The organism is Labrys neptuniae, from assembly GCF_040797145.1.
GTDB classification, from domain to species: Bacteria; Pseudomonadota; Alphaproteobacteria; order Rhizobiales; family Labraceae; genus Labrys; species Labrys neptuniae.
Map to the genome: position 1 here is coordinate 217,325 of NZ_JBFNQD010000008.1, position 14,697 is coordinate 232,021.

Consider the following 14,697-nt stretch of genomic DNA (forward strand, 5'->3'; position numbering starts at 1 on the left):
TCATATAGTCGTCGTCGGCTCGAAAGGAAAGCCTGTTACGCCGCTTTCTCGCCAGGATTGTCGAGAAGGAACCGTCCTGGCTAAGGTGATCGCCTCGAGGGGCTAATGCGCGAGGGCGTGATGACGAGGCGGAGCCAGGGCGGAATCGGGCGTCGTGGGGTGCTGCAAGCAATATTCGGGCTGGCCGCTGCCGGCGTCACAGCCGTGGCGGCGCGCGCCGACGAAAGCTTTCGCGAAGAGGTGGTCGCCCTGCTGCGCCGACGGCGGCCTGCTTTGGCATTCACGCTGCCCGGCGATGATCCCGAGGGTATTCATGTCAAGGTCGGCGGGAATACGCTCCAGGTCTATCTCGGCAATCTGGAGCGTCAGCTCGGCAAAGCGAGGGGGATGGACCGGGAAGGGCAGATCCTCGACTTTTTCGACCGTATCGTGGCAGTCAGGCCCGCCGATGACGAAGAGCGCGCGCGCTGGCAGGAGGCGCGAACCAAACTGCGCCTGCAGGTCGTGCCGATCGAATATCGCCGGCAGACCAAGGAACTGGTCTCACGCGACCTGGCGGCCAGGGTGGTGATCGCCTATGCGCTCGATCAGGGTGAGCGCTATGCGCTCGTCACCACGGATGACCTGAAGACATGGGGCGTGGATGCCGATGCGATCCATGAAGCAGCTCTGGCCGGGCTGGAGGCCGCCTCCGGCAAGCTGGCGATCGAGGCAGAGAGATCGGCGAAAGGTCGGGGCGCCTACGCCACCATCCTGACCAGTGATGGCTATGATGCCGCCCGCTTGCTGTTGCCCTCGGTCCGACAGAGACTGCTGCAGGCGTTGGGCAGTGACCTGGCCATCGCCGGCATTCCCAATCGGGACTTTCTGGTGGCCTGGACGCCCGATTTTTCAGCCCGGGCCGGTTTTGCCGCAAAAGTGAGCGAAGATTCCAAGTCGCGCTCACATCCGCTCACCGATGAGCTTTTCGTAATCGAGGCGAATGGGTTTAGAGTGGCCACCGCGGCCGAGCTCGTCGAGCAGCGCCGCATATGATGGGAGGTGAGGAGACGAGATGGCGATTTTCGATGAAGAGCCGCGAAAGGTGACGGTGGGACATCAGATCGGGCAGGACCTCTCGACCCTGTCGCTGCATGAACTCGACGAACGCATCGCGGCCCTGAAGCAGGAGATCGCGCGCCTGGAGGAAGCCAGGGCCAGCAAGGCAGCCTCGCTTTCGGCGGCGAGCGCCTTTTTCAAGAGTTGAGCCTTGCAGGAGAGCTCCGCCGGTCAGCGGGATGACACAGTAGGCCGTTCAGTAACGCATGAAAGGCCTTCACCGCCTGCTTTGACGCTGCCTTGGGATCGGCGGCATTGGCGATCCATTGCGAGGCATGCCAAGTGGCGCCATTGACCAGCCGGGCCGCAGCCTCCGGGTCGACATCGGCCAGAACCCCGTTCCGCTTCAGCGCGATCAATGTCGCACGCATCGTGGCGATGCAGCCATCCTGGCTCGGCCATTGCGAGGGATCGCCGAGGACGGCCGGACCGTCGCGAAACAGGATGCGCTGGATCTCCGGCTCCAAAGCCATCTCGATATAGGCCGAGCATTCGGCGACGAAGCCCTGCCAGGGATCTTCGGCCTGGGCTGAAATCGCGGAGAGGCGCTTGGACATTTCGGCGTCGAGTTCCGTGATAACCGCTGCGAACAGGCCCTTCTTGTCGCCGAAATGATGATAGAGCGCGCCGCGCGTCAGGCCGGCCGCCGCGGTGAAATCGTCCATCGACGCTTGCGCATAACCGACAGTGCCGAAGGCCGCGCGCGCTACGGCGACCAGTTTGGCGCGCGTCTCGGCGATCATCTGGGTTCGCGGCCTACGGGCCATGGCATCTCCTTCGCAGCCAATCATCCCCTTCACATACGTTGTGTATATTATTTGACATACGAGACGTATGCAACTATGTCGAATACATACGTTGCGTATGTCAATGCATCCTCTTCCGCTTTGGAGTGACCGATGTCCAATCCTTACAGCCAGATTTTTCGAGCGCGGGGGGCAAAGGCCTTCGCGGCTGCCGGATTCCTGGCGCGACTGCCGCTCGCGATGGTGACCATGGGTATCGTCGCCATGATCTCCCAGACACACGGTGAATATTGGCTGGCCGGCGCTGTATCGGCCACCTTCGCCCTCGGCAATGCCTTCATGTCCCCGCAGATCTCCCGCATGGTGGATCGCTACGGCCAGGGCCGAGTCCTCGTTCCCGCCACCAGCCTATCGGTTGCCGCTTTTTCGGTTCTGCTGCTGGCCGCCCATTTCCACTGGCCGGCCTGGATCCTGTTCGTCGCGGCGCTGTTCGCCACCACCATGCCCAGCATGCCGGCCATGGTCAGGGCCCGCTGGTCGGAGCTCTATCGCGACACGCCGCAACTGCACACGGCCTTCGCCTTCGAATCGGTAGCCGACGAGGTTGTCTACATGGCTGGATCGATCCTTTCGGTCGGCCTGAGCGTGGCCTGGTTCCCTGAGGCCGGTCCCTTGGTCTCGACCGTGTTTCTTGCCGTCGGCACGGCGCTTTTCGTGGTGCAGAAATCCACCGAGCCGCCGGTCCGCTTCACCGAAAGCGGCGGCTCCTCGGCCATCCGCCTGCCGTCGGTGCAGATCCTGACCTTCGTCCTGATTGCCATCGGCACCATCTTTGGAACGGCCGAGGTCACGGTGATCGCCTTTACCAGGGAATTGGGGCAGGCGACGGCGGCCAGCTTCGTGCTCGCCGGCTATGCCGCAGGCTCGCTCATCGTCGGGCTGGTATTCGGGGCACTGAAGCTCGGCATGCCGCTCGAGCGTCAGTTCGTGATCGCCATCGCGGTGGCCGCGGCCACCACCGTGCCGCTGCTGTTCGTTTCGAATGTCGCGATGCTGGCGCTGTTGCTGTTCTTGTCCGGCGTGTCGATCTCGCCGACGCTGATCACCGCCATGGGCCTGATCGAGCGGCATGTCCCGGCAGCCAGGCTGACGGAAGGGATCACCTGGGCGATGACCGGCATCGGCATCGGCATGGCGGTCGGCTCTTTCGCCTCGGGCTGGGTCATCGACCGCTTCGGTGCCGCCGACGGCTTCTGGATCTCGCTTGCGGCCGGCATCGTTGCGTTGACGGCTGCGCTGCTGGGCTCGTGCCGGCTGACGCCGGTATCGAAGGAGGACAGGCTCTGCGCGGCCGCCGCCTGATCGGGACCGGGCGTTAACCGAATATCAAGACTTCTGCGATAGCCTCGCTGCCATTCCAGCTTGCTGGATGTTCGAGTGGCTCCTGTTCACTCTGTTTGACGCCTCCCTGTTTCGACTTGGACAAGCCGCGATATCTTATCGCGGCTTCTTTTTGTGTGTGTGGGCGGATCTTCGGATCCGCCTGGAGACACGAGGCTCGATGAGAGAGCAGGGCGGGTCTGAAAACCCGCCTCCATAACCAAGACAGCCCAAAACAAAAGCGGGCCCGAAGGCCCGCTTGCGTCGATATCCGAATGTTCGTGCTCAGCGCTTGAAGCTGATGCCAGCGAAGCGCTGGTTGAACTTCGACACGCGGCCGGCGCGGTCGAGAAGCTGCTGCGAACCGCCGGTCCAGGCCGGATGGGTCTTGGGGTCGATGTCGAGCTGAAGGGTGTCGCCTTCCTTGCCCCAGGTCGAATGGGTGTAGAACTCGGTGCCGTCGACGAAGACAACCTTGATCTTGTGGTAGTCGGGATGAATGTCGGCCTTCATGGGGTCAAATCCTGCTCTGTGCCGGAGCGCTACCCCGGTCGGACAAGTCAAATTCGAATGAGTGGGCGGCTCGATAGCGCAATTTCGGTCCGGATACAAGCACTGGCCCCGCATTTCTCACATGCGGGAATCACCTTTCTGCACCGGCTACAGCAACGTTCCTCTCAGAATGACCAGGGCAACGGTGAAGTAGATGACGAGCCCGGTCACGTCGACCAGGGTCGCGACCAGCGGTGCGGAGGCGCTGGCGGGGTCGAAGCCGACCTTCTTGAGGATGAAGGGCAGCATGGAGCCGGTCAGCGAGCCGAAGGTGACGATCGCGGTGAGGGCGCAGCCGATGGTCAGGGCCAGCAGGGCCCAATGCGGCCCGTAATCGTAGAAGCCGGCCTTCTGCCAGACCACGATGCGCACGATGCCGATCAGGCCAAGGATGGCGCCGAGCACGACGCCGGTGGGCAGCTCGCGCAGGGCCACCCGCCACCAGTCCTTCAGCTTCACCTCGCTCAGCGCCAGGGCGCGGATGAGCAGGGAGGTTGCCTGCGAGCCGGAATTGCCGCCCGAAGACATGATGAGCGGGATGAACAGGGTGAGCACCACCGCCTTCTCGAGTTCGCCCTCGAAAAATTGCATGGCGCTCGCCGTGAGCATCTCGCCGAGCAGCAGCACGGACAGCCAGCCGGCACGCTTCTTGATCATCGACCAGAAGCCGATCTGGTCGTAAGGGTCGTCAAGCGCCTCCATGCCGCCGAACTTCTGGGCGTCCTCGGTGCCTTCGGCCACGATGGCGTCGATGATGTCGTCGAAGGTGCAGATGCCGATGACATGCATGCTGTCGTCGACAACCGGCACGGCCAGGAGGTCGTATTTGGCGATCAGCCTTGCCACTTCCTCGCGGTCGGCCGTGGGGGCGACGGTGATCGGCTTGTCGAAACGGGCGGCCGTCAGCACCGAGGATTTGGGATCGGCCGTGATCAGCCGGCGCAGCGCCACGGCCTTCAGGAGCTGGCGGGTCTTGGGATCGAGGACATAGACCGAATAGATCGTCTCGCGCGTGCGCTCGACCCGGCGGATGTGATCCAGCGTCTGCTCCACCGTCCAGGACGAGGGCACGGACACGAATTCGGTGGTCATCAGTGCGCCGGCGGTGTCCTCGGGGTAGGACAGCAGCCTGTCGAGCGAGGCGCGGGTCTCGGGATCGAGCCGGTTGAGCAGATCGGTGCGCGGCGGATCGTTCATGTAGCGGAAGACATCCGCCACACGGTCCGAGGACATGCCGGCCATCAGCTTGAGGGCCCGTTCGGCAGGAAGGGCCTCGATCAACGCCGCCGGATCGTCCAGGCCCGGCTGGTCGAGCACTTCGATCGCCCGCTCGTCGGGCAGGTGTACGAGGACATAAGCCTGTTCCTCGATCTCCTGCTCATTGAGCAGTTCGACGATGTCGGCTACGTGCTCGAGGCCAAGGCACACCTCGAGGATGTCGCGGTCGGCGACGTCAACGGTCTTTTCAGCCAGGTCTTCCATGGCTCTTCCTTCCTCTCGGCCGTTGCCGGCCGGAAGGACGAGCCCGCGAGCGGTCAGTCCTTACAGGCCGTCAACGGCGCGAACATTCGACTGCTACTGTCGCTTGGCATGATCTCGTTGATCTCGTGGGGCCCGGCCAGGACGATTCCTTTGGAATAAATCCAAAGGCCGGAACAATCGCGACTTGCGCCTCTCAGCCGTCGCAGTCAAGCGCTTTTTTGCACTGCGCGATAATATGGAGAGCGCGGCAAACTGAAGCGGTTTGGGCCGGTGCGATTGCAGCCGCGCCCACAGCGGGGCATTGTCCCGCGCGCTCGAAAGGAAGAATAGTACGTGGCCACGGAAACTGACCCGAAAACCCGAGAAAATACCGCGGAATCCTCCAGGAATAGCCGGACCTTGCGCCCGCTGATGGCGTTGGCACCCTATGCCCTGGCCTATCGCGGCCGCATCGTGCTGGCTTTCCTGGCTTTGACGGTGGCGGCGGCGGCTACGCTGGTGGTGCCGGTCGCCATGCGCCGCATGATCGATTTCGGCTTCTCGGTGGGACATGCCGCCGCCATCGATTCCTACTTCCTGGCCATGACAGGCGTGGTGCTGATTCTCGCCTTGGCCAGCGCGGCCCGTTACTATCTGGTGATGACCCTCGGCGAGCGCGTGGTCGCAGACGTCCGTACCGCCGTCTTTGCCCATCTCACCCAGCTTTCGCCCCTGTTCTTCGACACGGTCAAGACTGGCGAAGTGCTCTCGCGCCTCACGGCGGACACCACGCAGATCAAGGCGGCTTTCGGCTCCTCCGCTTCCGTTGCCCTGCGTAACCTCTTCCTGTTTGCCGGGGCCGTGGTGATGATGGTGTGGACCAGCCCCAAGCTTTCGGCGCTGGTGCTGATCGCCATTCCGCTGATCGTGCTGCCGCTGGTCGCCTTCGGCCGGTCCGTGCGCACGCGCTCGCGCAAGGCGCAGGACACGCTGGCCAACGCCTCCGCCTATGCCAGCGAGATCATCGGCGCGATGCGCGTGGTGCAGGCCTTCACGGCCGAACGGCTGGCCATCGGGCGTTTCTCGGGTGAAGTGGAAAATGCCTACCAGGCTGCCGCGACCTCGACCCGCTCGCGCGCGATGCTGACGGCGATCGCACTGTTCCTGGTGTTCGCCTCGGTGGTCGGCGTGCTCTGGCTCGGCGCCCATGACGTGGTCGCCGGCACGATGACAGCCGGCACCTTGTCGCAATTCGTGCTTTATGCGGTATTCGGCGCCGGCGCTCTTTCGGAGCTCGGCCAGGTCTGGGCGGAGATCGTACAGGCAGCCGGCGCCGCAGAGCGCCTGGGCGAGCTTCTCGGCGAAAGGCCGGCGATCTCGGCGCCCGCCCGGCCGCTTGCCCTCCCCGAGCCGGCGCGCGGCGCCGTCGCCTTCGAAGGCGTGACCTTCGCCTATCCCGCCCAGCCCGACAAGCCGGTGCTGCACGATGTCGATCTTGCCGTGAAGGCGGGCGAGACGGTTGCCATCGTGGGACCGTCCGGCGCGGGCAAGAGCACGCTGTTCCAGCTCCTGCTGCGCTACTACGATCCCCAGTTCGGGCGCGTGAGGCTGGACGGGGTGGCGCTGCCGCAGGCCGATCCCAAGCGCGTGCGCCAGCGCATAGCCGTGGTGGCGCAGGACCCGGTGGTCTTCGCGGCGACCGCCCGCGACAATATCCGCTTCGGCCGCCCCGATGCCAGCGATGCCGAGGTGGAGGAGGCGGCCCGCCTGGCCGCCGCCGACGGCTTCATCCGCGCCATGCCGCAGGGCTATGACACCCCGATCGGCGAACGCGGCGTGACACTGTCGGGCGGCCAGCGCCAACGCATCGCCATCGCTCGCGCCATCCTCAAGGATGCCCCCGTGCTGCTGCTCGACGAGGCGACCTCCGCACTCGATTCCGAAAGCGAGAAGGCGGTCCAGGCAGCCCTCGATGGCTTGATGACCGAGCGTACCACGCTGGTGATCGCCCATCGTCTGGCCACGGTGCAGGCCGCCGATCGCATCATCGTGCTCGATGACGGTCGCATCGTCGAAGAGGGCACGCACGAAGCCCTGGTGGCGCGCGGTGGCCTGTATGCGCGGCTGGCGCAGCTGCAATTCAGGGATGCAGCCTGAGCGAGGTCGGCTACAGGAAACCGATCCAGCGCCCGGCCACCAGCACCGAGAGCCAGAGCAAGGCTGAGACTAGGGCCGATACCCGCACGCTGGCAGCCAACGGCCCGCCGGCGAGCGCAGCGCGGAAGGCCGGGCGACGGTGCTGGAGGCCGACATTGATCAGGGCCAGCATGAGCAGAACGAGCTTGGCCTGAAAGGCGGCATTATCGGCATAATGCCCTGGGCGCACGCTGAACAGCCACAGGCCGCAGGCAAGGGTGAGCCCGAGGCCAATGGCGGCCACGCGTGTCAGGAACGGCCCGATGACCGCGATCGGCACCGCGGGCCATAATCCGGCAAGCCGCAGATCGAGTGGCAGGATGGCGCCGAGCAGCAGGCCGATACCGAGAATATGCCCGGCATTGACGAAGATATAGGCCGTGGGTGTCTCGCGCAGCAGCACCGCGCCTGGCCAGGCAGCGAGAACTTCCAGCATGGCGGGCCGCCGGGTTCAGCGTGTCTGGATCCGATCGGGATACATGTCGTAATTCTTGCCGGCGATGGTAACGCGCACGGCCTTCATCCAGGCCTTGCTGCGATCCTTGGCGCGGTTGCCCAGCACCGTGACCGTGTCGCCCGGCCTGGCGGTGTCGCCGCTAAAGCCGGAGCGTTGCGTCTGGCCGGGATTGGCGAGGTCGACCCGCCAAAGCACGCCGTCCTCGGCGGTGACGTCCAGCGAAGGATGGGGCGGAGCCATCGAAACCGCCTTGATGGTGCCCTTCAATTCCATCTGTTCGCCTTCGGCCCATGACCAGCCGTGATGGGCAAAGGCCTTGGGCGCAAAGGTGATGACGGCTCCCGCTCCGACGAGACGGAGAAAAGCGCGCCGTTCGACCGCAATCGTCATCGATGCCCCCTCGTGCCGGCTTCGGTTGACGGAGAGTGGCCGGCGAATGAGGCGGAAATCATGCGCGGATCATCAAAACCCCGTGTCCAGCCTCGCGGTCCGGCAAACGGGCCCGGTGCCACGCATGCTAACGGCCCGCAGCGTTCACGACGCGGCAGATATGGGAGCGCAGGGCGTCCTGGGTGGCGATCTGGCCGGCCTGCACATGGAATTGCAGATCGATGCGGGTGCCGCCGCCGGCCTTGCGGGCGGTGACGCGGATGGTCTGGAGACGGCCGTTGTTGGCGCTGTCCTGGTCGGCGATCAGTACGCCGGCCCGCTTGTCGACACTGACGACATCGATGCCTTCGGCGGACAAGGCGCGGCCGACATTGTCGAGGGCCTTGGCGGGAGCGACCTTGGGAAAGACGGCCCAGGTCGAGTAGGTCAGGCCGGTGAGCAGGGGAACGCCGGAAGTCTTGAGGTTCTGCGCGCAGCTCTGCGCCGCGGCGGGCGATGCGGCGAAGAGGGCAAGCGCGGCGGCGCCGGCGAGATATTTCAGCATGGGACGGTCTCTGTCTGCCGCCTGGGCGGCTGGGCTGGAGGAGGTCGCCGCTAGGCCTGCAGAGGCACTGCGACATTGCTGCATAGTTCACCGCCCTGAAGCTGAACAGTGGCAATTCGAGGCGAGGAGAGGCGTTGTTTCGCCGGTGACACCCTTGGAAAGGATTTGCCGGCTGCCTCTGCGATTTGCGCCAGCGTGGCATCCATCAGGATGCTGCGGACCGATCCCTGCTGGAGGCACCCACAACATGAAAAGGCCGGTCTCGCGACCGGCCTCCATCAATATTGGATATCCTTGGCCCTCAGGCCGAAGGAGCAGGCTCCATGCCGCCTTCCGGCTGCGGTGGCGGGCGGCGCGGCTTGCCGGCAGAGATGGCCGAGCCGCGCGTCGTCTGGGGCTCCTCCAGCGGATCGCGGGACGGCGGCTTGCCGTCGAGCAGGTCGCGGATCTCGTCGCCGGTCAGCGTCTCATATTCGAGCAGCGCCTGGGCCAGGGCTTCGAGGTCGTCCCGCTTTTCGGTGAGGATGTGCTTGGCGTCGTCCCAGCCCTGGTTGATCAGGCGGCGCACTTCGGCGTCGATCTTCTGGGACGTCGCTTCGGACACGCTCTGCGTGCGGCCCATGGACATGCCGAGGAAAACCTCGTCCTGGTTCTCGCCATACATCACGGTGCCGAGCTCGTCCGAATAGCCGTAGCGGGTGACCATGGCCTTTGCCATGCGCGTGGCCTGCTCGATGTCGCCCGCGGCGCCGGAGGTGATGTTCTCCTTGCCGAAGATCATCTCCTCGGCCACGCGGCCACCCATGGCGACGGCGAGCTGGGAGGTGAACTCGATATATTTCATCGAGTAGCGATCGCCCTCAGGCAGGAACTTCACCATGCCGAGCGCACGGCCACGCGGGATGATCGTGGCCTTGTGCACCGGGATGCCCTTGGGCACGTTGAGGCCGACGATGGCATGGCCCGCCTCATGATAGGCGGTGAGGCGCTTTTCCTCTTCCGACATCGCCATGGTCTTGCGCTCGGCACCCATCAGGATCTTGTCCTTGGCGTCCTCGAACTCGAGATGGGTGACCATGCGCTTGTTGCGGCGCGCGGCGAGCAGGGCCGCCTCGTTGACCAGGTTCATCAGGTCCGCGCCGGAGAAGCCGGGCGTGCCGCGGGCGATGATCTTGAGGTCGACGTCGGGAGCGAGCGGCACCTTGCGCACATGTACGCGCAGGATCTTTTCGCGGCCCGACAGATCGGGATTGGAGACCACGATCTGGCGGTCGAAGCGGCCGGGACGCAGCAAGGCAGGATCGAGCACGTCGGGGCGGTTGGTCGCCGCGATGATGATGATGCCTTCGTTGGTCTCGAAGCCGTCCATTTCGACCAGCAGCTGATTCAGCGTCTGCTCGCGCTCGTCATTGCCGCCGCCGAGGCCCGCGCCACGATGGCGGCCGACGGCGTCGATTTCGTCGATGAAGATGATGCAGGGCGCATTCTTCTTGGCCTGCTCGAACATGTCGCGCACGCGGCTGGCGCCGACGCCCACGAACATCTCGACGAAATCGGAGCCTGAAATGGTGAAGAAAGGCACATTGGCTTCGCCGGCGACGGCACGCGCCGTCAGCGTCTTGCCGGTGCCGGGAGGCCCGACCAGCAGCACGCCGCGCGGAATGCGACCGCCCAAGCGCTGGAACTTCTGGGGATCGCGCAGGAACTCGACGATTTCCTGCAGATCCTCCTTGGCCTCGTCGATGCCGGCGACGTCATCGAAGGTGACGCGGCCATGGGCCTCGGTCAGCAGCTTGGCCTTGGACTTGCCGAAGCCCATGGCCTTGCCGCCGGCGCCCTGCATCTGGCGGGACAAGAAGATCCAGACGCCGATCAGCGCCAGGATCGGCAGGGCCTGCAGCAACAGCTGCAGGAGCCATGGCGTCTCGGCGGGCGGGGCAGCGCTGACCTGCACGTTGAGGTCGTTCAGCGTCTTGGCCAGATTCGGATCATTGGGCAATTGGGTGGTGAAGCCCGTGCCACCATTGACGTAGGTGCCCTTGAGCTCGCTGCCCTGGATGGTGACATCCTTGATTTTGCCTTCCTTGGCGGACTTCACCAATTCCGAATAGGAGATCGAGCCGTCGGCGGCGGCGCTCTGGCTGCCCGTCTGCCGGAACAGGGTGAAGAGTGCCAGCAGCAGCAGCACGACAATCACCCAAAGCGCAAAATTTCGGAAGTTCGCGTTCATCTCTCGCCTTTCGCGGCGGACGGCCTGCCTTCTGCAGGAGACGCCACAGCATATCGCGGCTAAAATAGGCACAGGCGAGCCAAATGCCAAGGCAAGCCCGTGGGATAGATAGCCCTGCGCTCCCTTACAGAAGTGCCGAGGGCTTGTCACGGTGAAGATTCGAGTGGCGCATGCGCCGCTAATTTCTTGAAATAGGCCATTATTTTGCCGCTTCTAGGGCAAGGCTGGCGGAAAATGACAATTTCTACATCTTGGTTTTCGTGATGCCGCGTCGGCGTTCAGGCTCGGGGGTGACTTGGAGATTGCCGGACTTGTCCAGCCGCAGCAGGGTGCCGCCGAGGCTGCGCTGCCAGGGGCCGCCCTGGCCGTCGCCCGGGTCGAGAGCTTGGCGGAGAGCCTGGTCGAGCGCCGCCGCCAGTGCCTCCAGGCGTTCGAGGCGCAGGCCATAGACCGATCCCGGGTTTCTGCCCCGCATCTCGAGCACCGCCCGCTCCAGGATGCGCAGCCTGATATCGGCGGGGCAGGCCGCAAGGCCGCGGCCGTCGAGCCGCAGGCAGTCTTGCTCCCGACGGACCAGAACCTCGAAACGCTCGGCCGCGATGGCTTCCAGCGCGTCGCTGCTGCGTGCGGCCCGGCGGGCGAGCAGGCCCAGGCGCTCCGGATCGAGGCCGAGCGGGGCAAGCTGGGCCAGAAGGGCGCGCAGGCGTACGCGCTCGAATCGGGCATTGCGATTGGACGGGTCCTCGAGCCAGGCCATGCCGGCGGCCTGCAGGGTCGCCACCAGCCGGGCTCTGGTCGTGCCGAGCAGGGGGCGGATGAGGCTGAGACCAGCCAGAGGCATGACGGGGCGCATCGCGGCCAGGCCGTCGACGGCAGAGCCGTGCATCAGGCGCATCAGCACGGTTTCGGCCTGGTCGTCGAGCGTATGGGCCGTGGCGATCGCATCCGCTCCGATTTCGGTCGCGGCTTCTGCCAGCAGGGCATAGCGGGCGTTGCGGGCTGCTTCCTGCAGGCGTGCGGCCGGCTTGTCGCCCTCCCAGCGCTTGATGATGCAGGGCAGGCCGAGTTCCGTGGCCCTCATGGCAACGATACGGCATTCCCCGGCGCTTTCGGGACGCAGGGCGTGATCGATGCTTGCGACGGTGAGGCAAGTTTGCGGGTTTTGCTCGCGCCAGCGTGCGGCCAGCAACATCAGGGCGGTGGAATCGGCGCCCCCCGAGACCGCGAGGATGACATGCGTACGATTGCCGAAATCGGCAAGGAGGGTGCGAAGCTCTCCCAGGGCAATGGGTGCGGACAAGGCACGGCTCCCGGATGCATGACCGGCATCCGCCATGGCGGTGTCCCGGGCGCCGAAGGCCGGGATCACCCGACCTTGCAGGCGTTCTTCTTGATCTCGCGATCGGCACCGCTGAGAATGGTCGGGCCGGCCTTGGGATATTTGCTGCCGACGGCCTGAAGCGCGGCGCAGGCCGCATCCTTCTCGCCCATGGCCGCCAATGTGATGCCGAGCTTGAGCATGCTTGCCGGCGCGCGCCTGGAATTGGCGTAGGTCTTGGTGACCTTCAGGAACTGCTCGGCTGCGTCGGTATATTGCTTGCGCTGATAGAGGCTCTCGCCGATCCAATGCACGGCGTCGGGCACGCGCTTGTCCTTGGGGTGGCTGGCGATGAAGTTGCGAAAGGCAGCCTCGGCCTGGTCGTAGCGCTGGGTCTCGATCAAGCGATAGTCGGCGGCGTATTCGGCCTCCGGAGTTGCCGGGGCTGCGGGTGCCGGCTCGGCGCCGGCATTGGGTTCATTGCTCGCCATCGGCCGCGACGTGTCGACGGCAATGCCCGGCAGGCCGGGGGAGACGGTGGAGTTGCGCGGGCGCGGCGTCGAGGGCGGCGGAGCCTGGTCGGGAACGTCGCCGGTGGAGTCCTGCATGGCGACATCGTTGCCGCCGCCGGCGGGAAGGCTGCCCAGGGAGTTGGGCTGCGTGGCGGGAGGGGCGTTCTGACCGCTCTTCTGGCGCGAAGGCGTGCTGGGGGCCGGCTTCGGAGCGGACGCCTTGCCACCACCGCCTTCAAGGGCCTGCAGGCGATATTCGGTATCTTCCTGCTGACGCTTCATGTCATCCTGGAGGCGGCGCACCTGCGACTGCAGATCCTCGACGGTGCCGAGCAGCCGGCGGTTCTCACCCTCCAGCCGCTGTACGCGTACGAGGAGATCGCCCATGGTGGATTCCTGGGCCACGACATAGCCGCCTTGCGACGGGCTGGGTGCCGCAGCCGTGGCCGCCGGGGGGGGCTCGGCGGTCGAGCCGGTGACGTTGCCGTCATACTCGGTTTGGGCAGGATACGCGGCCTGGGCAGGCGGCTGCGGATAGGGCTGGTCGGGCGTGTAGCCATTATCCTGCGCGGACTGGTCCTGCCCGACGCTGCCGGGCGGCATCAGTCCTTCGTCATAGGACGCTGCGCGCACCGGGCCCGAGGGCAGGGCCAGGGTCACGGCCAGCAAAAGCGCGGCGGAAGCGGGGCGGAGCATAGGGCGGCTCATTCGGTTGCAATCAATCCAAGGCGTTCTGCGATCTGGCGGAATCGCCGTAAATCGCAAGGATGGGTCGAAACTCGGCATTCGAGCAAGGCGCGTTCTCACCACAACGCATCATGCTCCGGTCACGTCGATACCACACAGGTCAAGTCAGGCGAAACTTTGAACAAACGGCTTTCCCCATGATAGAAAAGGCGCAAACCCCGCCAAATTTCGGTGGCGTGCTTAACGATATCTGCCACAGGCTGCCTCTTCGGGTCTATTACGAGGACACCGATTTCTCCGGTATCGTCTACCACGCCAATTATCTGCGCTTCTTCGAACGCGGGCGGACCGAGTTCATCCGCGCGCTCGGCGTCGACCAACTCGCCCTTCACCGCGAGGAGGGAATCGCCTTCGCCGTACGTTCGATCCAGGTTGAATTCCTGCGTCCTGCCTTGATGGACGACATCATCGAGGTGGAGACCAAGGCTGGCGAGGTGCGCGGGCCTTCGCTGCACCTCGAACAGTCGATCCGGCGGGGCGCGGAAGTCCTGACCACTGCCAAGGTGCTGGTGGTATGTATCCGTAACGGCAGGCCCCAGCGTCTGCCGGAGAGTCTGCGCACTGTGCTGTCCAAAGCATGATGGCTCAAGGCGTGAACGCTTTTTGGCTCGAACTTTTTGTTTCAACACTTCTTCGCGGTTTGGGTCGTTGTCCTCAAATCGCGGAACGCATCAGTCGGAATCAGTAATCGGCCGGCGTTGAAGTCGCTGCCATCAATGTTGCAGCGCATCGTAAATAAGAATTCGCGAATCGAAGCCGGCCGTAACCCGACATTAACGGTACCGATGATCAATAGGCCTGGAATCCGCCGTTTATCGCGGTTGGGAAGGGGTGCCGCACTGCGGTCACATTCAAACGTCAAAAGGAGCCCGTGACGCCTGGAGTTGTTGCTCTGCACAATCAGGCGCGTGGATTTCCCGAGTAACGTTTGGTGTGTGCCGGGGCGGCGCCCTAGAGCAAAACGCCTTCGGCAGGCTTGATCTTGGCTTGAAGCTCAGGATCGGGATCGAACTCGCCGAGTATTGTGGCGAATAGGCCGATCTTGCGCGGATCTGCCTGGCTACGA

14 protein-coding genes are annotated in these 14,697 nt (G+C 64.7%); 5 read left to right on the forward strand and 9 right to left on the reverse strand.

Features of this window, described 5'->3' with window-relative positions:
• Positions 1-120 precede the first annotated feature (120 nt).
• Together ABXS05_RS22375 and ABXS05_RS22380 are read left to right on the forward strand one after the other, a co-directional pair.
• Positions 121-1,035, forward strand: coding sequence for a DUF1444 family protein (locus tag ABXS05_RS22375; protein ID WP_367625437.1), 915 nt, complete (start codon positions 121-123; stop codon positions 1,033-1,035).
• Positions 1,036-1,054: 19 nt separating this feature from the next.
• Positions 1,055-1,246: a DUF1192 domain-containing protein gene (locus ABXS05_RS22380; protein WP_311940008.1), complete on the forward strand. Its 192-nt coding sequence runs from the start codon at positions 1,055-1,057 to the stop codon at positions 1,244-1,246.
• On the opposite strand, the gene ABXS05_RS22385 is transcribed toward ABXS05_RS22380, so the two are convergent.
• Entirely contained in the window at positions 1,236-1,865 is a 630-nt protein-coding gene (locus ABXS05_RS22385; RefSeq protein ID WP_311940006.1) for a TetR/AcrR family transcriptional regulator, read from the reverse strand. The two genes, ABXS05_RS22380 and ABXS05_RS22385, sit on opposite strands and share 11 nt — an antisense overlap.
• 132 nt (positions 1,866-1,997) lie before the next feature.
• Here ABXS05_RS22385 and ABXS05_RS22390 point away from each other — a divergent pair, with 132 nt between their 5' ends.
• Positions 1,998-3,206, forward strand: coding sequence for an MFS transporter (locus ABXS05_RS22390; protein ID WP_367625438.1), 1,209 nt, complete (start codon positions 1,998-2,000; stop codon positions 3,204-3,206).
• 303 nt (positions 3,207-3,509) lie between these two features.
• Here ABXS05_RS22390 and rpmE read toward each other — a convergent pair whose 3' ends face one another.
• Together rpmE and mgtE are read right to left on the reverse strand one after the other, a co-directional pair.
• Positions 3,510-3,737: a 50S ribosomal protein L31 gene (gene rpmE, locus ABXS05_RS22395; protein WP_068285651.1), complete on the reverse strand. Its 228-nt coding sequence runs from the start codon at positions 3,735-3,737 to the stop codon at positions 3,510-3,512.
• 147 nt (positions 3,738-3,884) lie between these two features.
• On the reverse strand, positions 3,885-5,258 hold the full coding sequence (mgtE, locus tag ABXS05_RS22400) for a magnesium transporter (protein ID WP_311940002.1): 1,374 nt from the start codon (positions 5,256-5,258) through the stop codon (positions 3,885-3,887).
• Positions 5,259-5,591: 333 nt separating this feature from the next.
• Here mgtE and ABXS05_RS22405 point away from each other — a divergent pair, with 333 nt between their 5' ends.
• Positions 5,592-7,394: an ABC transporter transmembrane domain-containing protein gene (locus tag ABXS05_RS22405; protein ID WP_311940000.1), complete on the forward strand. Its 1,803-nt coding sequence runs from the start codon at positions 5,592-5,594 to the stop codon at positions 7,392-7,394.
• Between the two features lie 10 nt (positions 7,395-7,404).
• On the opposite strand, the gene ABXS05_RS22410 is transcribed toward ABXS05_RS22405, so the two are convergent.
• From ABXS05_RS22410 to ybgF, 6 genes are all read right to left on the reverse strand, one after another.
• Positions 7,405-7,869, reverse strand: a complete 465-nt coding sequence (locus ABXS05_RS22410; RefSeq protein ID WP_367625439.1) for a DUF6644 family protein — start codon at positions 7,867-7,869, stop codon at positions 7,405-7,407.
• Between the two features lie 15 nt (positions 7,870-7,884).
• Positions 7,885-8,280 carry a DUF6152 family protein gene (locus ABXS05_RS22415; protein WP_311939997.1) on the reverse strand — a complete coding sequence of 132 codons (396 nt, stop codon included), beginning with the start codon at positions 8,278-8,280 and terminating at the stop codon, positions 7,885-7,887.
• A gap of 127 nt (positions 8,281-8,407) precedes the next feature.
• Positions 8,408-8,824 (reverse strand): hypothetical protein, encoded by a 417-nt coding sequence (locus ABXS05_RS22420; RefSeq protein WP_367625440.1) that lies wholly within the window; start codon positions 8,822-8,824, stop codon positions 8,408-8,410.
• 301 nt (positions 8,825-9,125) lie between these two features.
• Entirely contained in the window at positions 9,126-11,054 is a 1,929-nt protein-coding gene (ftsH, locus tag ABXS05_RS22425) for an ATP-dependent zinc metalloprotease FtsH (protein WP_311939993.1), read from the reverse strand.
• A 244-nt stretch (positions 11,055-11,298) separates the two neighbouring features.
• Complete coding sequence (gene tilS, locus ABXS05_RS22430; protein ID WP_367625441.1) at positions 11,299-12,354, reverse strand: tRNA lysidine(34) synthetase TilS; 1,056 nt, start codon at positions 12,352-12,354, stop codon at positions 11,299-11,301.
• Positions 12,355-12,419: 65 nt separating this feature from the next.
• Positions 12,420-13,580: a tol-pal system protein YbgF gene (gene ybgF, locus ABXS05_RS22435; protein ID WP_367625442.1), complete on the reverse strand. Its 1,161-nt coding sequence runs from the start codon at positions 13,578-13,580 to the stop codon at positions 12,420-12,422.
• 188 nt (positions 13,581-13,768) lie between these two features.
• Here ybgF and ybgC point away from each other — a divergent pair, with 188 nt between their 5' ends.
• Entirely contained in the window at positions 13,769-14,212 is a 444-nt protein-coding gene (gene ybgC, locus ABXS05_RS22440) for a tol-pal system-associated acyl-CoA thioesterase (protein ID WP_367625443.1), read from the forward strand.
• Positions 14,213-14,697 lie beyond the last annotated feature (485 nt).